Source organism: Lonepinella sp. BR2474, assembly GCF_051851555.1.
Classification (GTDB): Bacteria; Pseudomonadota; Gammaproteobacteria; order Enterobacterales; family Pasteurellaceae; genus Lonepinella.
The window spans coordinates 40,322-66,235 of record NZ_JBPDVH010000004.1 but is presented as its reverse complement, the minus strand read 5'-3'; the positions used below and the strand labels follow the sequence as shown (position 1 = coordinate 66,235).

Sequence of the window (25,914 nt, the reverse complement as noted above, 5' to 3'; positions counted from 1 at the left end):
GGATAACAAATGAAAATAATTGAAACCCAAATACCCGATGTTAAATTACTTGAGCCACAAGCTTTTGGCGATGAACGTGGCTTTTTTATGGAAACCTTTCGTGATGAATGGTTTAAACAAAATGTGGCGGATCGCACTTTTGTGCAAGAAAATCATTCCAAATCCGTCAAAGGTGTGCTGCGTGGTTTGCATTATCAAACGGAAAATACGCAAGGCAAATTAGTGCGAGTGGTGCAAGGTGAAGTGCTTGATGTCGCCGTGGATTTACGCCATAGCTCACCGACCTTTGGGAAATGGGTCGCAGAAGTTTTATCCGCTGAAAACAAACGCCAACTGTGGGTTCCCGAAGGCTTTGCACACGGTTTTTATGTGTTAAGCGAAACTGCGGAATTTGTGTATAAATGCACCGATTATTACAACCCTAAAGCAGAACATTCTTTGATTTGGAACGATCCGACAGTCGGCATTGACTGGCAGCTGCAAGGCGAACCGAGCTTGTCAGCGAAAGACTTAATGGGAAAAACATTGCACGAGACCGTATTATTTAATTGATAAGATTAGGGCAATATCGTCATGGGTATTGCCTATATTTTATATATAGAAATAGGTTATTTCACTGTCTAGCAAATCACTTATAACTTCGTTGAATAAGGATTTAATGCTATAATCCCCCCCAATTTCCAATCTATTTAGAGAATATCCATGAAACAACTTTTCGCTACCACTGCACGTGGCTTTGAAGAATTACTGAAAGTCGAACTCACCACATTAGGGGCAACGGAATGTCAGGTAGCACAAGGTGGTGTGCATTTTATGGCTGATGATGAAACACAATACAAGGCGTTATTGTGGTCACGTTTAGCCTCTCGCATTTTATTGCCGATAACACAAAGCAAAATTTACAGTGATTTAGATCTCTATTCTACCGTTGTATCGCAAGACTGGTTGTCGCATTTTGATGAAAGATGTCGTTTTTTAGTGGATTTTAACGGCACAAACCAAGACATTCGCCACACTCAATTTGGCGCTATGCGTGTGAAAGATGGTATAGTGGATTATTTTGAGCGACAAGGCAAAGCTCGTCCTGATGTGGATAAAGACAATCCAGATATTCGCATTCATGCTTATTTACATCGTGAAAATTTTATCCTTTCTCTGGATTTAAGTGGTGATGCCTTGCATTTACGTGGCTATCGTGAAGAAACAGGCATGGCACCTTTGCGTGAGACGTTGGCGGCGGCTATTGTGTTACGTTCTGGTTGGAAAGCGGGAACGCCCTTACTTGATCCAATGTGTGGTTCTGGCACCTTGTTAATTGAGGCAGCTCAAATGGAGGCGAAAATTGCACCGCAGTTGCATCGTATGCACTGGGGATTTGATTTCTGGAAAGGGCATAATGTCGCTGCATGGGAAAAAGTAAAAGCAGAGGCCGTTGCATTGGCTGAAACGGAATGTCATAAAAATCCGCAACCGCATTTTTACGGCTTTGATTTGGATCATCGTGTTTTACAAAAAGCCCAACACAATGCACAACAGGCGGGGGTGGCACACCTCATTCAATTCAAGCAATCAGATGTGGCAGCGTTAAAAAATCCTGTCTCACAAGATGAAAAAGGTACGGTGATTTGTAATCCGCCTTATGGTGAACGTTTAGGTACGACGCCGGCGTTGATTGCTTTATATTCTGTATTAGGCCAACGTTTGAAACAACAATTTGGTGGGTGGAATACGTCTATTTTTAGTTCAGAACAAGGCCTGTTAGATTGTTTGCGATTACGTTCTCATCGCCAATTTAAAGCGAAAAATGGCCCATTAGATTGTGTGCAAAAAAACTATCAAATTTCTGACCGCAGTTTGAGCGAACAAGAGCCACAAAGTGCGGTACAAAATCTTGAAGTTTCGGCAAATCAGCACGTTGCAGAGGATTTTGCCAATAGATTACAAAAAAATATCAAGAAAATTGAAAAATGGGCAACACAGCAAGGTCTACAAGCCTATCGATTATATGATGCGGATTTGCCCGATTATAATTTAGCTGTGGATCGCTATGCGGATCATATTGTGGTGCAAGAATATGCGCCACCGAAAAATATTGATGAAAATAAAGCACGCCAACGCTTATTGGACGCAGTGACGGCTACCCTTGCTGTGACAGGGATTGAAACCAATAAGCTGATTTTAAAAGTGCGTCAAAAACAAAAAGGCAAAAATCAATATGAAAAACTTGCCAACAAAGGTGAGTATTTTTATGTGGAAGAATACGGCGCAAAATTATGGGTCAATTTGACCGATTATTTGGATACGGGATTATTTTTGGATCACCGTTTAACCCGCAAAATGCTCGGCGAAATGGCGAAAGGCAAAGATTTCTTGAATTTATTTGCTTATACTGGATCGGCGACCATTCATGCAGCCTTAGGCGGGGCGAAATCGACCACGACCGTTGATATGTCAAATACCTATTTAAACTGGGCGGAGCAGAACTTAATTTTAAATGGTTTAGAGGGTAAACAGCACCGTTTAATTCAAGCAGATTGTTTGCAATGGCTAGAAAAATGTGATCGTGAATTTGATTTGATTTTTGTGGATCCGCCGACGTTTTCAAATTCTAAACGGATGGAAGATAGCTGGGATGTGCAACGGGATCATATTAAATTAATGAAAAATCTGAAACGGATTTTACGCCCAAATGGCACCATTGTTTTTTCGAATAATAAACGGGGCTTTAAAATGGATTTTGAGCGTTTAGCTGAACTTGGATTAAGTGCGGTGGAAATTTCGCAAAAAACCTTGCCATTGGATTTTGAACGCAATAAGCAGATTCATAATTGTTGGCTAGTGAGTTTTGCTGATTAAGGGAAATAAATTTGCTGTCTCAAACAGAAAAAGTATATGTCTAAAATAGACTGGAAGATAGCCAATTTTTCAAGGATTATAATCCTTTTAGTTGTTATTGACATAACAACTAAAACATGACGAATACACTTATCAAGGATTTTTATTATGAAAAAATTACTGTTAGTTTCTCTTATTGTTTTTTCAGTGACCAGTTGTGCTGATTTTAAAAGTTCAATGAATGGCATGATGAATAATTTCTCCTCTTACAGTATTCCAGTATCATTAAATAATGAAACATTTGTTGAAAAAGTCGTTAAACAGGTTTATCCGACCGCATATTACACATTGAATGGAAATGGGGAAAAATATTTGGTCACACCTGATAAAGAATCTGGTAGTGAACGTCCTATTTACGCTGATGTAAAAGATATTAAAACTGAAAATAATGAGAAACGTTATGTTTTAATTTCCAAATACGCTGGAAATGTAACTTCTGGAGAACAGGAAAGCGCTTACTTGGTTATACTTAATCGGGAAGATGATAAATGGGAATTAGATCTTAAGGTGGATCTTAAAAATTTTTTTCCAGTAAAGGAAGAATTATCTCAGTTAGGCGACCTGAAGTTTATTGACATCGGATATAATAAAGTTGCATTCAAAAATGATATTTTTTATGGGTCAGGTAAATTTAATAATATTGGGCTAGGTTATTTAGTTAATGAAAAATTATATAGTATTAGTATAGATGCTTGCCCTTCATTTTTCCCACATAGCATGGGAACGCAATCAATGCCTGTTTATAGCTGTGAATTTAAAGTAAGAAAAGATTTAGTGCCAGTTGGTGGTTATTATCCACTTGAATTTAGTTATTATTTGGAATCACCGCATATTGAATATACGAGTGGAGAAGATAAACGAAAAAAAGCAAATGCAATTAAGCCAAAATTAGTCGTTAAATTTGATACCCAAACTCAATCGTATAAATTCCCTACTGATTTTGAACAGTTGATTAATAAAAATAATGATCTGCGAACCTTCAACTTTTATGATTATTTCAAAAAATAAACTTAGCTGTAAAAGTGTGGGATATGGCAAAACAGGCAAAATTTCTAAAATGATCTGAACTCAAAAAAATAACCGCACTTTGATCACAAAGTGCGGTTAAAATTTCTTTCTTTTTTACGCTTTATTCTTCATCGCTGGGAACAAAATCACATCACGAATTGACGCAGCGTTAGCAAATAACATTGCCAAACGGTCAATACCTAAGCCTTCACCTGCTGTTGGTGGTAAACCGTGTTCAAGGGCAACCACGAAGTCATCATCTTTAAACATTGCTTCATCATCACCTGCATCTTTTGCTGCCACTTGTGCATCAAAGCGTTCCGCTTGATCTTCTGCATCGTTAAGTTCGGAGAAGCCATTACCAATTTCACGACCACCAATAAAGAGTTCAAAACGATCGGTCACTTCAGGATTGTCATCATTACGGCGTGCCAATGGTGAGATTTCCGCTGGGTGAGCCATTAAGAATGTTGGCTGAATTAAGTGATGTTCTGCCACTTCTTCAAAAATCGCATTGACGATAGAACCTAAACCCCAAGATTTTTGTACTTCAATACCCAGTTTTTTGGCAACAGCTTTAGCACGATTGAAATCATAAAGATCGTCTTTTACAATGCCTTTATCTGCACCGTATTTAAGCACTGCATCGTGCATGGTAATACGCTCAAATGGTTTGCCGAAATCAAATTCGTATTCGCCGTAAGGCACAATCGTCGTACCCAGAATATCAAGGGCTAATTTGCGTAGCAATTCTTCGGTGTTATCCATTAAATCGTGGTAATCCGCATAGGCTTGATAATATTCAATCATGGTAAATTCAGGGTTATGACGCACAGAAACGCCCTCATTACGGAAATTGCGGTTTAATTCGAATACTCGTTCAAAACCACCCACTACTAAGCGTTTTAAATACAACTCAGGGGCAATACGCAAGTACATATCAATGTCTAAGGCATTGTGATGGGTTACAAATGGACGTGCTGCCGCACCACCAGGGATTACTTGCAACATTGGGGTTTCCACTTCAATAAAGCCTTTACTCAGGAAAAATTCACGCATACCTGAAATGACCTTAGAACGAATAATAAACGTGCGGCGAGAATCTTCGTTCGCAATTAAATCTAAATAACGTTGACGATAGCGGATTTCTTGATCGTTTAAACCGTGGAATTTATCCGGTAATGGGCGTAATGCTTTGGTTAATAAATGTACTTCTTTAGCTTTAACCGTGAGTTCATTGGTTTTGGTTTTAAACAATGTGCCTTTGACACCAACGATATCGCCTAAATCCCACTGTCCTACGTCCTCTTTGTAAACGCCCTCAGGTAAATTATCACGTGAGATATAAAGCTGAATTTTGCCACTCATATCTTGGAGCGTAATGAATGTCGCTTTGCCCATGGCTCGGCGAGTCATGATACGGCCTGCCACAGCTACTTCAATATCCTGAATTTTTAAAATTTCGCCATCTTTGTAGTCGTGCCAATCGTGTAGCTCTTCTGCTAACGCATTACGGCGGAATGTGTTCGGGAATGCATTGCCTTTTGCTCGTAATGCTTTTAATTTTTCACGGCGGACGGCCATTTCACCATGAAAATCCAGTTCTGTTGTTTGTTGTTCTGACATATTGGTTACCTTTTAAATATTGATTATGTTTTTTGGGCGTATGCAATACGCCCCTACAATTTTTATAAAATAGATTACAATCCCGCCTTTAGGCTTGCTTCAATAAAACGATCTAAATCGCCGTCAAGCACCGCTTGGGTATTGCGATTTTCCACGCCCGTGCGTAAATCTTTAATCCGACTATCATCTAATACATAGGAACGAATCTGACTGCCCCAGCCAATGTCGGATTTGCTTTCTTCCAAGGCTTGTTTATCGGCATTTTTCTTCATCATTTCCATTTCATATAGCTTGGCTTTGAGCTGTTTCATACATTGATCTTTGTTTTTGTGTTGCGAACGGTCGTTTTGACATTGCACCACAATACCGCTTGGAATATGGGTAATTCGCACCGCACTTTCGGTTTTATTCACGTGCTGACCACCTGCTCCCGAGGCACGATACACATCAATGCGTAAATCCGCTGGATTGATGTCAATATCAATATCATCATCAATTTCAGGGTAAATAAAGGCAGCCGCAAAAGAGGTGTGACGGCGATTATTGCTATCAAACGGGCTTTTGCGCACTAAACGGTGAATGCCAGTTTCTGTACGTAACCAACCGAAAGCATATTCGCCAGACACCTTAATCGTGGCTGATTTTAGCCCAGCCACATCACCATCAGACACTTCCATTAATTCGGTCTTAAAGCCTTTCGATTCGGCCCAACGTAAATACATACGTAATAACATTTCTGTCCAGTCTTGTGCCTCGGTGCCGCCTGAACCTGCTTGTAAATCTACATAGCAATCACAAGCATCATGTTGACCGCTGAACATACGTTGAAATTCTAATTTGGCTAACTGCTGTTCAAGTTCGTCCAATTCTGCAACGGCCTCGTTAAAGGTTTGTTCATCTTCGCCCTCAATGGCTAATTCTAACAATCCGTCAACATCTTCCAAACCTTGATCGAGTTTTTTTATCGTGTTTACGACTAATTCAAGGGCAGATCGTTCTTTGCCTAAGGCTTGGGCTTTTTCGGGTTCATTCCAGACTTCAGGCTGTTCCAATTCGGCATTGACTTCTTCTAGCCGTTCGACTTTAACATCAAAGTCAAAGATACCCCCTCAGCACTTGAGTGCGTTCGGCGAGATCGGCGATTTTGTTTTTTACTGGGTTAATTTCAAACATAATAGGATTTCTTTCATATCGTAAACCCTGAATTATAGCCTATTTAGGGTCGATTGTGTAGTAGTTGAAACAGTCTGTTATCGGTTAAATAGTTAAATTCAATAGAAAGTTGTGATAAACTAGGCGACGAATATTTAATAATAACCATGGAAAGTAAAAAATGTACAAAATTTTCACCGCCGTTTTGCTCTCATCTGTCGCAGTATATGCAGCAGCCGATAATAACGCAATTATTGCCAAGTTGAACAAAATGGGCGTGCAACAAGTTGAAGTTAAAGATTCGCCGATTTCAGGCCTAAAAACCGTGAATACGGAAGAAGGTATTTTATACGTGAGTGAAGATGCCAATTATGTGTTACATGGTAAATTGTATGAACTCACCGATAAAGGCCCCGTAGACGTGTCAGCCAAAGCCTTAATGGGTACTTTAGAAAGTTATAAACAAGATATGATCATTTACCCCGCCAAAAATGAAAAACACGTGGTGACGGTATTTATGGATATTAGTTGTTATTATTGCCATAAACTCCATGAACAAATTAAGGCTTACAATGAGTTAGGCATTACCATTCGTTATTTGGCGTTCCCCCGTCGTGGTGTGGCGTCAAACGATCAAGTGGCACAACAAATGGAGGCGATTTTCACCGCCAAAGATCGGGTTCAAGCGTTAAATGATGCGGAACAAGGCAAGTTGCCAACGCAGTTGAAAACACCGAATATGGTGGCTAAACATTATAAATTGGGCGTGGCATTGGGCGTGCAAGGTACACCGGCGATTGTCACTGAAAATGGTGAAGTGATCGGTGGTTATTTAGAACCGAAAGCATTATTAGCTGAATTAACTAAATAAGCCATAACCTAGGGTGCAGCGCATGAATGCACCCTACAATGATTAATTAATAATAACAATATTCCCGTGAATAAAATCATTCAAAGAAGAGAAGTGCCAACAGGTTCGCCTGTTTGTGATAATCCCTTATTAGATCGTTTATATCGTTCCCGTCATATTCAAAACGCACAACAATTAGATCGCACGTTGCAATCAATGTTGTCGCCACATTTATTATCAGGCATGCAAACTGCGGTGCAATTATTGGCAGATTCTCGTGATAAAAAAATCGTGATTGTGGGGGATTTTGATGCGGACGGGGCGACCAGTACGGCCTTAGCGGTATTGGCTTTGCGCCAGTTGGGTTTTACGGATGTCAACTATTTAATTCCCGATCGTTTTGAACAAGGCTACGGCTTAAGCGTGGCGGTGGCGGACATGGCATGCCAACAAGGTGTGGAGGTGTTGATCACGGTAGATAATGGTGTGGCCTCTTTGGAGGGCGTAGCCTATTTAAAACAACGTGGCGTGAGCGTGGTGATCACCGATCATCATTTACCGGCGGAACAACTGCCTTGTGCTGACGCTATTGTTAACCCAAATTTAGTCGGCTGTGATTTTCCCTCTAAGTCATTAGCGGGTGTCGGCGTGACCTTTTATGTGATGTTGGCGTTGCGTGCCAAATTACGTGAAATGGGCGTATTTGATAGTCAAACCCAACCGAATTTCACTGAATTATTGGATTTAGTCGCTTTAGGCACCATTGCGGACGTGGTGCCGTTAGATCAAAATAACCGCATTTTGGCTTATCAAGGCTTGTTGCGAATTCGGGCTGAACATTGCTGTTATGGCATTCGTGCTTTAGCGGAAGTGGCGAATAAAAATATTCATCAATTAACGGCCAGTGATTTAGGTTTTTCCATTGCGCCTCGTTTAAATGCAGCCGGGCGATTGGATAATATGTCCATTGGGGTGGAATTGCTGTTAAGTGACAACATGGAACAGGCGAGATCCTTGGCGTTGGAATTGGATGAATTAAACCAAACCCGCAAAGAAATTGAGCAAGGCATGAAATTAGAGGCGTTAGAAATTTGCCGAAAATTAACCGCACTTAACCGTGAAAAACAACTGCCTTTGGGCGTGGCACTGTATCAATCGGATTGGCACCAAGGCGTGTTAGGCATTGTTGCCTCACGTATTAAAGATCAATTTCATCGTCCTATTATTGCCTTTGCACAAGATGGTGATGACGTGTTAAAAGGTTCCGCCCGTTCGGTGGAGGGCTTGCATATGCGTGATTTATTAGAACGGGTTCATCAACGTCACCCAGAGATGATTTTAAAATTTGGCGGTCATGCCATGGCGGCGGGGTTAAGTATTCGAGCAGAATTATTTGAGCAATTTCAATGCAGTTTTAATGAGGTGGTCACCGAATGGCTAGGGGATGAAGAATTGCAAGGTACCTTGTGGACGGATGGCGAATTGCCACCCTCTTTGTTCAATTTGCAAACGGCCGAAATCCTCAAACAAGCCGGCCCTTGGGGACAAGCCTTTCCTGAACCTGTATTTGACGGCGAATTTAAAATTTTGCAACAACGTTTAGTGGGCGAACGTCATTTAAAAATGTTATTAGAGCCTAAACAGGGCGGACAACTGATTGATGCCATTGCTTTTAACGTGGATACTCGTTATTATCCTGATCAGTCGATTAAATGTGCAAAATTAGTCTATAAATTGGATATTAATGAATTTCGAGGTAATCGGGATATTCAATTATTAGTGGATTATATTGAACCGATCATGTTAGTGTAACATTATGAAATATATTGCTTTGTTATTTTTATTATGTTGGAATGCGACGGCGTGGGCGGAAGAAAACCCCGTGCCATTGGCGTCCCATAGTGAAGATCAGGCGACGGAGATGGCCGTTGAGCAAACCGATAACAATGCGGAACCTTTTCAAGACGGCAAGGATTATTTTTCTTATAGTACGCCAGTGAATGTTCAGTTAGAAAAAGATCGTGTAAGAATTCAATCTTTTTTTGCTTACGATTGTCGAACTTGTGTGAATGTGCAAGATATTCTTACCCTCTATAAAGAGCTGAATGCGGATAAGGTGAATTATGAAGAATATCCGATTGCGACAGATGATGTCCTTTATAGCGCCCAAGTTTTTTATAGTTTACATCAATTAAAACGTGATGATGTGTCCGATCTCTTATTATTTGAAACCACGGACGCAACACGTTATGCCGAGTTGGCGAAATGGGATAATTTGTTAGCTTGGTTACAACAAAATAATATTGATTCTCAGCAATTTGACGAAATTTTTTATGCGAATTCAACCATTAAGTTAGTCAATTCAGCGATTGCTCGTACGGAAAAATATGGCGTATTCACCTATCCTTTTGTGGTGTTGGATGGCAAATATGTTTTAACCATCAGCACACTTTATAATGATGATTACACCTTTGCGGTGCTTGATTATTTGGTGAATAAATTAATGAACAACAAACAAAACGAGAAATAAATGAAGATAGGTATTGTCGGTGCCATGGCACAAGAGGTAGACATTCTGTTAGGGTTAATGACCGAAAAAACAGAAACCAAGGTCGCAAGTGCGGTGATTTTTGAGGGCAAAATTGCGGGCAAATCCGTGGCGTTAGTCCAATCGGGTATTGGTAAAGTGGCGGCAGCGATTGGCACAACAGCTTTATTGCAAATGGCTAAACCTGACGTGGTGATTAACACAGGATCGGCAGGTGGCGTGGCCACAGGGCTAAACGTCGGAGATATTATTCTTTCCACCGAAACCGCTTATCATGATGCAGATGTGACGGCCTTTGGCTACGTGAAAGGGCAGTTACCCGCTTGTCCACCTCGTTTTATTTCTGATGAAAAATTGACCGCACTTGCAGAACGTATTGCACAACGTATTGCACAACAACAAGGCCATTCAGTACAACGTGGCTTGATTTGTTCGGGCGATAGCTTTATTGCAGGTGGCACAGCGTTAGCGCAAATAAAAGCGGATTTTCCAGCGGTTTGTGCGGTGGAAATGGAGGCGGCGGCTATTGCGCAAGTCTGTCATAGTTTTGCCGTGCCATTTGTGGTGGTGCGTGCCATTTCTGATGCGGGGGACGGTGAGGCCAGTATGTCTTTTGATGAATTTTTACCTTTGGCCGCAAAAATGTCCTCACAAATAGTATTAGGCATGTTGGCAGAGTTATAAATCAAGTAAATCGTCCCCTCTCCCTTTGGGAGAGGGCTAGGGTGAGGGTAAAATTGTGGTTAAATAACGCTTACCCAAACCCTCACCCCAACCCTCACCCAAAGGGAGAGGGGGTAAGTAAAAGGAAACAATAACATGAGCAAAAAACATTCATTAGCAACCGCCTTAGTGCATACAGGGAGAACTAAACGATTTACACAAGGCGCAGTCAACCCAGTGATTCAACGGGCGTCTTCTTTGGTTTTCGATAGTTTGGCCGACAAAAAACAAGCCACGATTAACCGTGCTAAACAAGCCTTATTTTATGGACGCCGTGGTACCCTAACCCATTTTGCATTGCAAGATCTGATGTGTGAAATGGAGGGTGGGGCGGGCTGTTATTTGTATCCTTGTGGCGCCGCAGCCATTACTAACAGTATTTTAGCTTTCGTAAAAAGCGGTGATCATATTTTAATGTCTGGTGCGGCCTATGAGCCTACGCAAGATTTTTGTCATCAAATGTTGAAAAAAATAGGGGTGGAAACCACCTTTTATGATCCCATGTGCGGTGCAAAAATTGCCGATTTTATGCGGCCGAATACGACGGTTGTATTCCTTGAAACCCCAAGTTCATTGACTATGGAAGTGCCGGATGTACCTGCGATTGTGCAAGCGGTGAGAGCAGTGAATCCGGATGTGGTGATGATGGCGGATAATACGTGGGGCGGTGGTATTTTGTTTAAAGCCCTTGAACATGGCATTGATATTTCCATTCAAGCAGGCACCAAATATTTGGTGGGGCATTCGGATGCCATGATTGGTACAGCGGTATCGAATGCGCGTTGTTGGGATCAGTTGCGTGAACATTCCTATTTAATGGGGCAAATGGTGGATGCTGATACGGCTTATATGACGGCCCGAGGCATTCGTTCGTTAGTCGTCCGTTTTAAACAGCATGAAGAAAGCAGCGTGAAAGTTGCCATGTGGTTGGCGGAGCAACCTGAAGTAAAAGCGGTTTATCACCCCGCCTTGCCAAGTTGCCCTGGTCATGAATTTTTTGCTCGTGATTTTGTGGGTTCATCTGGCTTGTTTTCTTTTGAGTTAAAACAAAAATTAACGCCACAGCAACTTTCTGATTTTATGGATCATTTTGAATTATTTAGCATGGCCTATTCATGGGGTGGCTTTGAAAGTTTAATTTTATATAACCAACCAGAAGAGATTGCCAAAATTCGCCCGAATATTGACCGCACTTTAAGCGGGACGTTGATTCGTGTGCATATTGGTTTTGAGTCCGTGGATGAGTTGATTTCAGACTTAAAAGCAGGGCTGAAACGATTAAACTTGGGTTAAATATTAATAATTCGTTAACATTTGGCGGTTATTTATACTATCTCACTGTTATTTTTCGATTTTCATCAATTTTAGCGTGATCCCATCGCATTAATCGCTTAGAATAAGATAGTTTACTATGAGGCCTGAAGTATTAAGCCAAATAGTGTTCGTTTTCATTATCATCAAAAAGAGGAAACATCATGTACTCAAAAGACGTTGAAATTACCGCAGCAAGCGGTTTACACACTCGCCCTGCCGCTCAGTTCGTAAAAGAAGCGAAAGGATTTACTTCAGATATTACGGTGACTTCTGCGGGTAAAAGTGCAAGCGCAAAAAGTTTGTTTAAATTACAAACTTTAGGTTTAACCCAAGGTACAGTGATTACCATTTCTGCGGAAGGTGAAGATGCACAAGCCGCTGTGGATCATTTAGTGGCATTAGTCCCTACTTTAGAATAATTTTAGTTTAGCCATATACATTTTCTTCTCTTCATGGATTTGTTGCATTAAGAGAAGTGGGATGTTGTGGCTTTTATTTTATTACCCTTTCATTTTAGTCAGAAGGTAAATTATGATTTCAGGAATTCCAGCCTCTCCAGGTATTGTTTTCGGTAACGCACTCGTCCTTAAAGAAGAAAAAATTGTGCTTGATATGCACAAAATTACAGATGATAAAATTGATGAGGAAATCGCTCGTTTTTATCAAGGACGCACGGACGCCGTTGAACAACTTAGTTCTATTCGTGATCGTGCATTTAAATCCTTAGGGGAAGATAAAGCTGCCATCTTTGAAGGTCATTTGATGATCTTAGAAGACGAGGAATTGGAAGAAGAAATCATTGATTATTTACGTTCAAATAAAGTCAATGCCGCCGTGGCAGCGAGCAAGATTATCGATCAGCAAGTGACCATGTTGTCTGAAATTGATGATGAATATTTAAAAGAACGTGCCGGCGATATTCGGGATATTGGTAATCGTTTGATTAAAAATATTCTCGGCATGAAAATTGTGGATTTAGGTGATATTAATGAAGAAGTGATTTTGGTTGCTTATGATTTAACGCCATCTGAAACGGCACAGTTAAATTTAGATAAAGTGTTAGGTTTTATTACCGATATTGGTGGTCGTACTTCACATACTTCCATTATGGCACGTTCTTTGGAATTACCAGCGATTGTCGGGACAAATAATGTCACTGAATTAGTTAATACCGGTGATTTTTTAGTATTAGATGCGGTGAATAACCAAGTATTAGTTAATCCAACGCAAGCTGAAATTGATTCGTTAAAAGCGGCACAAGAAAAATTAGCCGCCGAAAAAGCCGAATTGGCCAAATTAAAAGATTTACCGGCCATGACATTAGACGGTCATCGTGTGGATGTGGTGGCCAATATTGGGACCATTCGTGATTGTGATGGTGCGGATCGTAATGGCGCAGAGGGTGTTGGTTTATACCGTACCGAGTTTCTATTTATGGATCGTGATCAGTTACCAAGCGAAGAAGAACAATTTATTGCTTATAAAGAAGTGGTTGAGGCCATGAATGGTCGTCTTGTGGTATTGCGTACCATGGACATTGGTGGTGATAAAGAATTACCGTATTTAAATTTACCTAAAGAAATGAATCCATTCTTAGGTTGGCGTGCGATTCGTATTGCGTTAGATCGTCGTGAAATTTTAACCGCCCAATTACGTGCCGTGTTACGTGCCTCCGCCTTTGGTAAATTAGCGGTGATGTTCCCAATGATTATTTCGGTGGAAGAAATTCGTGAGCTGAAATCTGTTATTGAAACCTTGAAACAAGCATTACGCAACGAGGGCAAAGCCTTTGATGAAAATATTCAAATTGGTGTGATGGTGGAAACCCCATCAGCAGCGGTGAATGCCAAATTCTTAGCCAAAGAAGTGGATTTCTTCAGTATTGGTACCAATGACTTAACCCAATATACCTTAGCGGTTGACCGTGGTAATGAAATGATTTCTCATTTATATAATCCATTGGCGCCGTCGGTGTTAGGTTTAATCAAGCAAGTGATTGACGCCTCTCATGCGGAAGGCAAATGGACGGGTATGTGTGGTGAATTAGCCGGTGATGAACGGGCCACTGTCTTATTGTTAGGTATGGGCTTAGACGAATTCAGTATGAGTGCTATCTCTGTGCCAGCCATTAAGAAAATTATTCGTAACGTCAATTATCAAGATGCCAAAGCATTAGCAGAGCAAGCGTTACAACAACCAACTGCGGTGGAAATTGAGAAATTAGTAGACGATTTCTTAAAAGAAAACGCATTTAACTAGATACAAAGCAAAGATTTTGGGTTAAAATACGCAAAATCTTTGTTCATATAGCAAGCAGGAGAGTAAAAAATGGGATTTTTTGATAAATTATTTGGTGCAAAAGAAAGTCACGCTGTTGAAGTGGAAATCTATGCGCCACTTTCAGGTGAAATTGTGAATATTGAAGATGTACCAGATGTCGTTTTCTCTGAGAAAATTGTTGGTGACGGTATTGCAATTCGCCCGAACAGTAACAAAATTGTGGCACCTGTTGATGGTGTGATTGGTAAAATCTTTGAAACCAACCATGCGTTTTCAATGGAATCTAAAGAGGGCGTTGAATTATTCGTTCACTTTGGTATTGATACCGTGGAATTAAAAGGTGAGGGCTTTACCCGTGTGGCTAAAGAGGGCCAAACCGTTAAACGTGGTGACACGGTGATTGAATTTGATCTTGCTTCATTAGAACAAAGAGCAAAATCTGTGTTAACCCCTGTGGTGATTTCTAATATGGACGAAATCAGCCATATTAGTAAAAAAGTGGGTGATGTGGTTGCCGGTGAATCGGTGGTTTTAGTATTGAAAAAATAATACGATATTATTTATTTAAAGGCTCGCCATTGGCGAGCTTTTCTATTTTTAACGCCGTAAAAATCAACGTATAGCGATAGATTGAATGTAAAATAAGCGATTGTGTTGTAAAAATGTAACGCAGATCACAAATTTGTAACTTTCTTCTGTTTTTATTTTGAGATTCTTATAGAATACCCGACCTATTTGCCGTGTTTTTTAGAGAGGTTTCTATGGCGTTATTTTTAAGTATTTTTCCAATTGCATTGCTCATTTATTTAATGGTTAAACGCAATCCTGTTCCGTCCTATATTGCGTTGCCAATGATTGCAATATTGGTTTATTTAATTAAGGTTTTTTATTTTGATGCTGATTTAGTGTTGGTTAACGCCAATGTAGTATCGGGCTATCTTTCCACCTTAGTGCCGATTACGGTTATTTTTGGTGCGATCTTATTCCACAGAACCTTGGAAGATTCTGGTGCCATTAATACCTTGCGTAAATGGTTAGCCACCATCAATCCAAATCCAGTAGCACAATTAATGATTATTGCATGGGCATTTGCTTTTATGCTTGAGGGCGCCAGTGGTTGGGGCACACCGCCTGCTATTGCAGCACCGATCTTAATTGGTTTAGGGTTTAAACCGTTCCGTGTGGCTTGTTTAGCGTTAGCCATGAACTCCATTCCTGTGTCTTTTGGTGCGGTAGGTACGCCAACGTGGTTTGGCCTTTCGCCACTCAATTTACCTGCTGAACAAATTCTTGAAATCGGTGGCATGACAGCGTTAATCCATGCCGTAGCCGCTTTAGTGATCCCTGTGATTGCGTTATTATTTGTGGTAGAGTGGAAAGACGTTAAACGTAACATTATTTTCGTTTACATCAGTATTCTTTCTTGTGTGGTTCCCTATGTATTACTCGCACAATTTAACTATGAATTTCCATCATTGGTGGGTGGGGCAATCGGTTTATTAATTTCCATTGCCGTGGCTAATTTTGGCATTGGCTTAGTGAAAACGGAGGCTTCTGAGTATGCAGCAGCCGTGACGAAAGGCGAAGTATTTAAAGCATTATCGCCAACCTTATTGCTTATTACGTTGTTAATTTTAACTCGTTTACCGCAATTACCTTTTAACGCCATGATTCAAGATAAAACACCATGGATCAATGCGTCATGGGGTTATTTAGGTGATTTTGCGATTACCAAAGGTTTAGTGTTTTCATTAAGTAATATTTTTGAAACCGGTGTATCGGATAACTACCGTTTACTTTATGTACCAGCGTTAATTCCGTTTGGTGTGGTATCATTACTGACTTTCTTCATTTATCGTTTAAGTGTAAAATCCGTACACCAAATTGCCATGCGCAGTATTAAACAAGGTATTCGACCATTCTGGGCCATGTTTGGTGCTTTGGTGATGGTGAAATTAATGACCATGGGTGGTGACAGTTCAATGGTGAAAATTATCGGTACAGGTTTTGCCAATGTTGCCGGTGAATCTTGGACCTATTTCTCTGCTTACTTAGGGGCTATTGGCGCATTCTTCTCTGGTTCAAATACCGTATCTAACTTGACCTTTGGTGGTGTACAAATTTCAACCGCAGAATTAGCCGGCTTAAATGTTTCGCTTATTTTGGCTTTGCAATCTGTGGGCGGTGCCATGGGGAATATGATCTGCGTAAATAACATTATTGCGGTAAGCACCATTGTGAATTTACCGAACCAAGAGGGTGAGATCTTGAAGAAAACCGCGATCCCAATGTTTATTTATGGCATCATTGCGGCACTGGCAGCGACCTTTATTGTGCCAATGTTCTATTCGATTTAACAAAATAATAATTTATAAGAGAGGTATAAAATATGATTATTTCATCAGCCAATGACTACCGTGAAGCGGCCAGACGCAAAGTTCCGCCATTTATGTTCCATTATGCGGATGGCGGTTCTTATGCAGAACGTACCTTAGAACGCAATGTGACGGATTTAGCCGATATTGCGTTAAGACAACGTGTATTAAAAGATATGTCACAATTAGACACGGAAATTGAGCTATTTGGCGAAAAATTATCGATGCCTGTGGCATTAGCGCCTGTCGGTGCATTAGGTATGAATGCCCGTCGTGGTGAAGTGCAAGCGGCACAAGCGGCGGATAATAAAGGCATTCCATTTACGCTATCTACCGTGTCGATTTGCCCGATTGAAGAAGTGGCGCCGGCCATTAAACGCCCAATGTGGTTCCAACTTTATGTGTTGAAAGATCGTGGCTTTATGAAAAATGCCTTGGAACGTGCGAAAGCCGCCGGTTGTTCTACCTTGGTATTTACTGTGGATATGCCAACCCCAGGCGCTCGTTATCGTGATATGCACTCCGGCATGAGTGGCCCATATAAAGAAATTCGCCGTGTATTACAAGGCATGACTCACCCATTCTGGGCGTGGGACGTGGGTATTAAAGGCAAACCGCACACCTTAGGCAATGTGTCTACTTATATGGGAAAACCAATTAATCTTGATGACTATATCGGTTGGTTAACCCAAAACTTCGATCCGTCTATTTCTTGGAAAGATTTAGAGTGGATCCGTGAGTTCTGGGACGGCCCAATGGTGATCAAAGGCATTTTGGATCCCGAAGATGCGAAAGATGCGGTGCGTTTTGGTGCTGATGGTATTGTGGTATCAAATCACGGTGGTCGCCAACTTGATGGCGTGCTTTCTTCAGCCCGTGCCTTGCCACCAATTGCGGATGCGGTGAAAGGGGATATTAAAATTCTTGCTGATTCGGGCATTCGTAACGGATTAGACGTCGTACGTATGATCGCATTAGGAGCAGATGCCACCATGCTTGGTCGTTCATTTGTTTATGCCCTTGGTGCGGCGGGCCGTGCGGGGGTGGAAAATATGTTGGATATTTTCAAAAAAGAAATGCGTGTCGCCATGACCTTAACCAGTAATCAACGAATTAGCGACATTACGTCTCGTGCGCTTGTGGATTACGAAAAGTTATTGACTGACGCAACAAAATAACCCTGAAAAAATCACCGCACTTTCTGCGGTGATTTTTCTTTTAGGGGCGATTCAACGGGAGGAACGGTTAAAGTGCGGTCAAAATTTTACTTATTTCGTGATATTTCAAAAAAATAATGTTAAAATTTAGTGAAATATCGCTATGCTTGATTAAAAAAATCTAATAAAATTTAAAAAATTTTTTAAATGGATGAGAAAAGCGCATTCACTAATCAAGAGAGTAGCAATTTAGTTATCCACCCGTCGTTTGGCAACAGGCTAAACATAATTTTATTAACATCAAAATAAGGAAAAGACTATGTCAGAAATCGTGAAGAATGACGTAGATCCAATCGAAACTCAAGATTGGCTATTGGCGATTGATTCAATTATTCGTGAAGAAGGCACAGAACGAGCTCAGTTTATTGTTGAGCAAATCATGCAACATGCTCGTAGCCAAGCCGTTCCTCTCCCAGCCGGTGCAACCACCGCTTATGTAAATACCATTCCTGCCTCAGAACAACCTCCTTACCCAGGTAACAAAGATATTGAACGTCGTGTTCGTTCTGCGGTGCGTTGGAATGCGATTGCCATGGTATTACGTAGTCAGAAAAAAGATTTGGATTTAGGTGGCCATATTTCTACCTATCAATCTGCGGCCTCTATGTATGAAGTGTGTTATAACCATTTCTTTAAAGCGGCGACAGAAAAAGACGGCGGCGATTTAATTTTCTCTCAAGGCCATGCGGCACCTGGTATTTATGCCCGTGCCTTTGTAGAGGGACGTTTAACCGAAGAACAATTAGATAATTTCCGTCAAGAGGCCTTTGTGGATGGATTATCTTCTTACCCACACCCGAAATTAATGCCTGAGTTCTGGCAATTCTCTACCGTATCTATGGGATTAGGCCCAGTGAATGCGATTTATAGCGCCCGTTTCTTAAAATATTTACATAACCGTAATTTAAAAGATACCTCTAACCAAAAAGTCTATGCGTTCTTAGGCGACGGTGAAATGGACGAAATCGAATCTAAAGGGGCGATTACGGTTGCAGCTCGTGAAAAATTAGATAACTTAATTTTTGTGATTAGCTGTAATTTACAACGTTTAGATGGCCCAGTACATGGTAACGGTAAAATCGTTCAAGAATTAGAGGGCTTATTCAGCGGTGCAGGTTGGGAAGTCATTAAAGTATTATGGGGCAGCAGTTGGGATAAATTATTTGCCAAAGATACCTCTGGTAAATTAGCGCAATTAATGATGGAAGTGGTTGATGGCGACTACTTAACATTCAAGTCCAAAAATGGTGCTTATGTACGTGAACACTTCTTCGGTCGTTATCCAGAAACTGCGGCATTAGTGGCTGACTGGACTGATGATGAAATTTGGGCATTACGCCGTGGTGGTCATGACAGTGAAAAAATGTATGCAGCCTTTGCTAAAGCGCAAAAAGCCGACAAACCGGTGGTGATTTTATCACACATGGTGAAAGGTTATAAAATCCCAGAGGCGGAAAGTAAAAACACCGCTCACCAATCGAAAAAAATGTCATTGGATAGCTTAAAAGGTTTCCGTGATCATTTCCATTTGCCATTAACTGATGAGCAAGTAGAAAAATTAGAATACATCAAATTTGCAGAGGGTTCAGAAGAATATGAATATCTGCACAACCACCGTAAAGCCTTAAATGGTTATGTGCCGGCACGTCGTAAAGCATTTGATGTGGAATATAAAGTGCCTGCATTGTCAGAATTCCAAGCCTTGTTAGAAGAACAGCCACGTGGTATTTCTACCACGATGGCATTCAGCCGTGTGTTAAACACCTTATTAAAAGACAAAAATATCGGTAAAACTATCGTGCCAATTATTGCGGACGAGGCTCGTACTTTTGGTATGGAGGGATTATTCCGTCAAATCGGTATTTACAGCCCAGCAGGTCAAAACTATGTTCCATCTGACCGTGAATTAGTGGCTTACTATCGTGAGGCAACAGATGGCCAAGTATTGCAAGAGGGTATCAACGAATTAGGGGCCACCGCCTCTTGGGTCGCCGCAGCAACCTCTTACTCTGTCAATAACTTACCGATGATTCCATTCTTCGTGTATTACTCCATGTTTGGTTTCCAACGTGTAGGCGATATGATGTGGTTAGCCGGTGACCAATTAGCTCGTGGTTTCATGATCGGCGGTACATCAGGCCGTACAACCTTAAACGGTGAGGGCTTACAACATGAAGATGGTCACAGCCATATTCAAGCGGGCGTGATTCCAAACTGTATCACTTACGATCCAGCCTTTGCCTTTGAAGTGGCCGTCATTATCCAAGACGGTATCAACCGTATGTACGGTGAAAAACAAGAAAACGTGTTCTATTACATCACTACCTTAAACGAAGTGACTGAACAACCTGCTATGCCAGCCGGTGCAGAGGAAGGTATTCGTAAAGGTTTGTATAAATTTGAAACCGTACAAGGTAAAGGCAAAGGCCACGTTCAATTATTAAGTTCTGGTGCCATTATGCGTCATGTGCGTACAGCGGCTCAAATCTTAGCCAATGACTACGGTGTGACAGCCGATGTATTCAGTGCGCCATCATTCAATGAATTAGGCCGTGAGGGAGCAGACGCAGTACGTTGGAACTTATTACACCCAACCGAAACACAACGTGTACCTTATGTGGCACAAGTTTTAGCGGATTTACCAACAGTCGCATCAACCGACTATATGAAACTTTATGCGGAACAAATCCGTGCTTATGTACCAAGCAAACATTATCATGTGTTAGGGACAGACGGTTTCGGTCGTTCAGATGGTCGTGAAAACTTACGTGAACACTTTGAAGTGAATGAGTATTATGTGGTTGTGGCTGCATTATCTCAATTAGCGAAAGAAGGCACCATTGAGGCGAAAGTGGTTGAACAAGCCATTGAAAAATACGGTTTAAAAACAGAACGTGTTAATCCGTTATACGCTTAATAAAATCATTGCATAACGTGGGAGAGATTTTCTCTCCACGTTATATAATTCATGAGAATGGTTTTAAAGTGCGGTGAAAAAACAGCTATTTTTGTCTGTTAGCCGCAAGCACAGAGAAGGAAGATAAAAATGTCAAAACAAATTCAAGTGCCAGATATTGGTAGTGATGAAGTCACCGTAACGGAAGTGATGGTGAATGTGGGCGATACCATTGCAGTGGATCAATCCATTATTAATGTTGAGGGGGATAAAGCCTCAATGGAAGTCCCTGCCCCTGAGGCCGGTGTCGTAAAAGCGGTTTTAGTGAAAGTGGGCGACAAAGTGTCAACAGGCACGCCAATGCTCGAATTAGAGGCGGCCGGTGCAGCACCTGCTGCTGAAGCACCAAAAGCCGAAACCGCACCTGCGGCAGCGCCAACCGCCTCCGCAGTGGTTGAAGTGAATGTGCCAGATATTGGATCTGACGAAGTTAACGTGACCGAAATCATGGTTAAAGTGGGTGATAAAGTCGAGGTGGATCAATCTATCATTAACGTTGAGGGTGACAAGGCCTCCATGGAAGTGCCAGCCCCAATCGCAGGCGTGGTGAAAGAAATCTTAATTAATGTTGGCGATAAAGTGGCCACCGGTAAATTGATTATGAAATTTGAAACTGGCTCTGCCCCTGCAGCGGCTGCACCTGCTGCACAAGCGCCTGCGGCGGCTCCAACACAATCCGCCGTGAAAGAGGTTAATGTCCCAGATATCGGTTCTGATGAAGTTAACGTGACTGAAATTATGGTCAATGTCGGCGACAGTATCAGCGAAGAACAATCTTTAATTACCGTTGAGGGCGATAAAGCCTCAATGGAAGTGCCTGCACCGTTTGCCGGTGTAGTGAAAGAAATTTTAGTGAAATCAGGCGATAAAGTCTCAACGGGTTCATTAATTATGAAATTTGAAGTGGCGGGTGCCGCACCTGCACCCGTTGCACAAGCAGCAGCGCCAGCACCAAGTGCGCCACAATCTGCGCCTGCCACCCCTGCACAATCTCTTGCACCTGTCAATCAAGATAGCGTGACAGCAAGTAGCACCTTTGCACATGCAACGCCAGTGGTTCGTCGTTTAGCCCGTGAATTTGGCGTGAACCTTGATAAAGTGAAAGGCACAGGTCGTAAAGGTCGTATCTTAAAAGAGGACGTTCAAGCCTACGTGAAAGCAGCGATTGCAGCCCTTGAAAGTGGTGCGTCAGCAAATTCAGGTGCCGCTAATGGTGCCGGTTTAGGCTTGTTACCATGGCCGAAAGTAGATTTCAGCAAATTTGGTGAAGTGGAAGAAGTTGAGTTAACACGTATCAACAAGATTTCTGGTGCGAACTTACACCGTAACTGGGTGATGATTCCACATGTGACACACTTCGACCGTGCGGATATTACGGATTTAGAAGATTTCCGTAAAGAACAAAACAAATTAGCGGAAAAACAAAAACTCGACGTGAAAATCACTCCAGTGGTATTTATCATGAAAGCCGCTGCCAAAGCCTTGGAGGCATTCCCTCGCTTTAACAGCTCCATTTCTGAAGATGGTCAACGCTTAACCTTGAAAAAATATGTCAATATCGGCGTGGCCGTGGACACACCAAACGGTTTAGTGGTGCCAGTGTTCAAAGATGTGAACAAAAAAGGCATTATCGAGCTTTCCCGTGAATTGATGGAAGTGTCCAAAAAAGCCCGTGCAGGTAAATTAACTGCCTCGGATATGCAAGGTGGCTGTTTCACTATTTCCAGTATTGGTGGCTTGGGTACCACGCACTTCGCACCGATTGTCAATGCACCTGAAGTGGCGATTTTAGGGGTATCTAAATCTGAAATGGCACCAGTGTGGAACGGTAAAGAATTTGCTCCACGCTTGATGTTACCTTTATCTTTATCTTTCGATCACCGTGTGATTGATGGTGCCGATGGAGCGAGATTTATTAGCTTTATTGGTGGTGTATTAGCAGACTTACGCCGTTTGGCAATGTAATTAACGGTATACAAAAGTGCGGTATTTTTTCACCGCACTTTTATACAAGGAGAACACATGAGTAAAGAAATTAAAACACAAGTCGTCGTATTAGGTGCGGGTCCTGCGGGTTATTCAGCGGCTTTCCGTTGTGCAGACTTAGGTTTAGAAACCGTGCTTGTTGAACGTTATTCCACTTTAGGTGGGGTTTGTTTGAACGTGGGTTGTATTCCATCTAAAGCCTTATTACACGTTGCCAAAGTGATCGAAGATGCGAAACATGTTGAACATCATGGGGTTTCTTTTGGCGAACCGACCATTGATTTAGACCAAGTGCGTGCCGGTAAAGACGGTGTGGTTAGCCGCTTAACGGGCGGTTTAGCGGGCATGGCCAAAATGCGTAAAGTGAACGTTGTTGAGGGTTGGGCAAGATTTGTCGATAGCCACACGTTAGAGGCGAAAGACCGTGAGGGCAACCCAACCACAATCAAATTTGATAATGCGATTATTGCCGTGGGTTCACGCCCAATTCAATTACCGTTTATTCCACATGAAGATCCACGTGTTTGGGATTCCACAGATGCCCTTGCATTACGTGAAGTGCCAAAACGTTTGCTTGTCATGGGTGGTGGTATTATCGGTTTAGAAATGGGGACCGTGTACAGTTCGTTAGGTTCACAAATTGATGTGGTGGAAATGTTTGATCAAGTGATCCCTGCCGCAGATAAAGACATTGTGAAAATCTACACCAAACGCATTGAGAAAAAATTCAACCTGTTACTTGAAACCAAAGTGACGGCCGTGGAAGCCAAAGCAGATGGTATTCACGTTTCCATGGAGGGCAAAGGCGCCAACGAAACTCGTGTGTATGACGCCGTGTTAGTGGCGATTGGTCGTACGCCAAACGGTAAATTAATCGAGGCCGAAAAAGCAGGTATCGAAGTAGATGAACGTGGTTTCATTCGCACCGACAAACAAATGCGTACTAACGTGCCACATATTTATGCGATTGGTGACGTCGTGGGTCAACCAATGTTAGCGCATAAAGGTGTTCACGAGGGACATGTGGCAGCCGAAGTGATTGCAGGCAAAAAACATTACTTCGATCCGAAAGTGATTCCATCTATTGCTTATACTGAGCCAGAAGTGGCTTGGGTCGGTAAAACCGAAAAAGAATGTAAAGCGGAAAATCTGAACTACGAAGTGGCCAACTTCCCATGGGCGGCGTCTGGTCGTGCGATTGCCTCTGACTGTGCAGATGGTATGACCAAGTTGATTTTCGATAAAGACAGCCACCGTATTTTAGGGGGCGCCATTGTCGGCACCAACGCCGGTGAATTGTTAGGTGAAATCGGTTTAGCCATTGAAATGGGTTGTGATGCGGAAGACATTGCGTTAACCATTCATGCTCACCCAACTTTACATGAATCTGTTGGTTTAGCGGCGGAAGTCTTTGAGGGATCAATTACTGACTTACCAAATGCAAAAGCGAAGAAAAAATAATGTTTTGCGCTAAAAAATAATAAAATAGGCACCGCACTTTTTTAAAGTGCGGTGATTTTTTTTAGATTTTTCTTTTTTGTTTAGGCCATAACTTGAATAAAAATGAGAAATTTACCGTAAAATTTGCATAAATCATGAATAAAGTCTGGCTATTATGAATATAATCGGGTAGTATTCAAGATGTTTTTGATTTTGAATAGATAATTATGTTAAAGAAGATATTAATGTTAGTCAGCTTGCTGATGTTGACGGCTTGCTCAACGAGTTCGAGGCCACAGGCCAAGGCGGTTAGTCAATCAGACGATGCTGAATTGACCCATTTAATTGTGGGCTTGAAAACCAATAAACCCAATTTGAATGTGTTGACGAGTTCATCTCATTCGCCCGCACAATATAAAAATCTAGAATCCGTTTACAACCAATGGGCGGGAACTCGCTATCGTTTAGGTGGTACGGGATCACGTGGTATCGATTGTTCTGCGTTTATGCAAAAAACCTTTGCCATAGCCTTTGGTATGACGTTGCCACGCTCAACTTCTGAACAGCAATATTTAGGCAAGCGAATTCAAAAGAACGAATTAAAGAAAGGGGATTTAGTGTTTTTCCGTAAAAATCGTCATGTGGGGGTTTATATGGGAAATGGGCGCTTTATGCACGCCAGTACGAGTCAGGGGGTCATCATAAGTTCATTAAGTGAAAATTATTGGGCCAGAACCTACACCCAATCTCGCCGTATTCTGTAAAAGAACGGTTATCGCTATTTTACCAATGTGTTGATAACCTTGATGATTATTTAAATATAAACCTATTTAAAAAACATCAACTATTTTCTAAAAAACTATTGTATTTATTTTTATCTACGGTAACATCAAAATAAAAAATAAATATAATAAAAAAGGAGTTTAATATGCTCAGTAATAAAATTAAATTAGGTTTAATTTGTGGTTCTTTATTTTTAATTTCACAAAATGTTTTTGCTTATGGTTGTAATGATCTGTACCTTCCAAAAGAGTCATATTGCACACCTGATGGCAGCAAACTATTTAAATATGGTGAAGTTACTCAAGAAATGAAAAATATAAAAAGTACATTCAGGGGAAAAACTTACACTTACAAAGATTTAATTAAACCATTAAATTCTAATGAATTGATCGGAATTAAGGAATTTACAAAAAAAATTGAAAACTTTAATTTTGCACTAGAAGATAATTTACATGCTATAAAAAATTATTCTCAACTTGAAGAACTATTAAAAGTTAGAGGTGATTACTTAGAACAAATTTTAAATAATAAATTCTATAATAATAGCATAATAAATGACTTAATTGACATAGATAAAAAAATAATCTCTATTTTTGATAAATTCAAAGTCAGTCCAGAAAATCAGAAGTTATTTAAAACAGGTTCAGCAGAAAAACATAGAACCTTAGAAATTATGAATAATTATATTAAAATTACTCAATATGGAATATAACTAAAAAAGGCAATAATTTATTATAGGCTCGAATCTTTTTAAAAAGTAA

20 protein-coding genes are annotated in these 25,914 nt (G+C 41.1%); 18 read left to right on the top strand and 2 right to left on the bottom strand.

The features are described 5' to 3' along the window. Positions 1–9 precede the first annotated feature (9 nt). From rfbC to ACTG7Q_RS06380, 3 genes are all read left to right on the top strand, one after another. Positions 10–552 (top strand): dTDP-4-dehydrorhamnose 3,5-epimerase, encoded by a 543-nt coding sequence (rfbC, locus tag ACTG7Q_RS06390; protein ID WP_439242053.1) that lies wholly within the window; start codon positions 10–12, stop codon positions 550–552. Positions 553–702: 150 nt separating this feature from the next. Next, on the top strand, positions 703–2,856 hold the full coding sequence (gene rlmKL, locus ACTG7Q_RS06385; protein WP_439242051.1) for a bifunctional 23S rRNA (guanine(2069)-N(7))-methyltransferase RlmK/23S rRNA (guanine(2445)-N(2))-methyltransferase RlmL: 2,154 nt from the start codon (positions 703–705) through the stop codon (positions 2,854–2,856). A gap of 147 nt (positions 2,857–3,003) precedes the next feature. Then, a complete protein-coding gene (locus tag ACTG7Q_RS06380; RefSeq protein WP_439242050.1) occupies positions 3,004–3,903 on the top strand; it encodes a hypothetical protein in 900 nt (299 codons plus the stop codon). Between the two features lie 114 nt (positions 3,904–4,017). Here the strand turns inward: ACTG7Q_RS06380 and lysS are convergent, their stop codons facing one another. Beyond that, on the bottom strand, positions 4,018–5,529 hold the full coding sequence (gene lysS / locus ACTG7Q_RS06375; protein WP_439242048.1) for a lysine--tRNA ligase: 1,512 nt from the start codon (positions 5,527–5,529) through the stop codon (positions 4,018–4,020). 74 nt (positions 5,530–5,603) lie between these two features. Next, positions 5,604–6,702 (bottom strand): peptide chain release factor 2 gene (gene prfB / locus ACTG7Q_RS06370; RefSeq protein WP_439242046.1). Its coding sequence is split into 2 segments (ribosomal slippage): positions 5,604–6,626 and positions 6,628–6,702, totalling 1,098 coding nucleotides; the frame shifts between segments, so codons are not numbered across the junction. Positions 6,703–6,862: 160 nt separating this feature from the next. Here prfB and dsbC point away from each other — a divergent pair. The 15 genes from dsbC (at position 6,863) to ACTG7Q_RS06295 (ending at position 25,865) form a co-directional block, all read left to right on the top strand. Next, entirely contained in the window at positions 6,863–7,552 is a 690-nt protein-coding gene (dsbC, locus tag ACTG7Q_RS06365) for a bifunctional protein-disulfide isomerase/oxidoreductase DsbC (protein ID WP_439242044.1), read from the top strand. 66 nt (positions 7,553–7,618) lie between these two features. Beyond that, positions 7,619–9,343, top strand: a complete 1,725-nt coding sequence (gene recJ / locus ACTG7Q_RS06360; RefSeq protein WP_439242042.1) for a single-stranded-DNA-specific exonuclease RecJ — start codon at positions 7,619–7,621, stop codon at positions 9,341–9,343. A gap of 4 nt (positions 9,344–9,347) precedes the next feature. Continuing rightward, entirely contained in the window at positions 9,348–10,061 is a 714-nt protein-coding gene (locus tag ACTG7Q_RS06355; protein WP_439242040.1) for a thiol:disulfide interchange protein DsbA/DsbL, read from the top strand. Next, entirely contained in the window at positions 10,062–10,763 is a 702-nt protein-coding gene (locus tag ACTG7Q_RS06350) for a 5'-methylthioadenosine/adenosylhomocysteine nucleosidase (protein ID WP_439242038.1), read from the top strand. A gap of 135 nt (positions 10,764–10,898) precedes the next feature. Beyond that, entirely contained in the window at positions 10,899–12,095 is a 1,197-nt protein-coding gene (metC, locus tag ACTG7Q_RS06345; RefSeq protein ID WP_439242036.1) for a cystathionine beta-lyase, read from the top strand. A 182-nt stretch (positions 12,096–12,277) separates the two neighbouring features. Then, on the top strand, positions 12,278–12,535 hold the full coding sequence (gene ptsH / locus ACTG7Q_RS06340; protein ID WP_439242034.1) for a phosphocarrier protein Hpr: 258 nt from the start codon (positions 12,278–12,280) through the stop codon (positions 12,533–12,535). Between the two features lie 112 nt (positions 12,536–12,647). After that, positions 12,648–14,375: a phosphoenolpyruvate-protein phosphotransferase PtsI gene (ptsI, locus tag ACTG7Q_RS06335; protein WP_439242032.1), complete on the top strand. Its 1,728-nt coding sequence runs from the start codon at positions 12,648–12,650 to the stop codon at positions 14,373–14,375. Positions 14,376–14,444: 69 nt separating this feature from the next. Further along, entirely contained in the window at positions 14,445–14,945 is a 501-nt protein-coding gene (gene crr / locus ACTG7Q_RS06330) for a PTS glucose transporter subunit IIA (RefSeq protein WP_439242030.1), read from the top strand. A 212-nt stretch (positions 14,946–15,157) separates the two neighbouring features. Further along, positions 15,158–16,753: an L-lactate permease gene (locus tag ACTG7Q_RS06325; RefSeq protein ID WP_439242028.1), complete on the top strand. Its 1,596-nt coding sequence runs from the start codon at positions 15,158–15,160 to the stop codon at positions 16,751–16,753. Positions 16,754–16,785: 32 nt separating this feature from the next. Continuing rightward, positions 16,786–17,949 carry an FMN-dependent L-lactate dehydrogenase LldD gene (gene lldD / locus ACTG7Q_RS06320; protein ID WP_439242026.1) on the top strand — a complete coding sequence of 388 codons (1,164 nt, stop codon included), beginning with the start codon at positions 16,786–16,788 and terminating at the stop codon, positions 17,947–17,949. Positions 17,950–18,247: 298 nt separating this feature from the next. After that, positions 18,248–20,905 (top strand): pyruvate dehydrogenase (acetyl-transferring), homodimeric type, encoded by a 2,658-nt coding sequence (gene aceE / locus ACTG7Q_RS06315; protein ID WP_439242024.1) that lies wholly within the window; start codon positions 18,248–18,250, stop codon positions 20,903–20,905. Positions 20,906–21,034: 129 nt separating this feature from the next. Next, complete coding sequence (gene aceF / locus ACTG7Q_RS06310; RefSeq protein ID WP_439242022.1) at positions 21,035–22,909, top strand: pyruvate dehydrogenase complex dihydrolipoyllysine-residue acetyltransferase; 1,875 nt, start codon at positions 21,035–21,037, stop codon at positions 22,907–22,909. Positions 22,910–22,966: 57 nt separating this feature from the next. Then, complete coding sequence (gene lpdA, locus ACTG7Q_RS06305) at positions 22,967–24,391, top strand: dihydrolipoyl dehydrogenase (RefSeq protein ID WP_439242020.1); 1,425 nt, start codon at positions 22,967–22,969, stop codon at positions 24,389–24,391. A gap of 206 nt (positions 24,392–24,597) precedes the next feature. Then, positions 24,598–25,134 carry an NlpC/P60 family protein gene (locus ACTG7Q_RS06300; RefSeq protein WP_439242018.1) on the top strand — a complete coding sequence of 179 codons (537 nt, stop codon included), beginning with the start codon at positions 24,598–24,600 and terminating at the stop codon, positions 25,132–25,134. A 164-nt stretch (positions 25,135–25,298) separates the two neighbouring features. Then, positions 25,299–25,865: a hypothetical protein gene (locus tag ACTG7Q_RS06295; protein WP_439242016.1), complete on the top strand. Its 567-nt coding sequence runs from the start codon at positions 25,299–25,301 to the stop codon at positions 25,863–25,865. Positions 25,866–25,914: the final 49 nt, after the last annotated feature.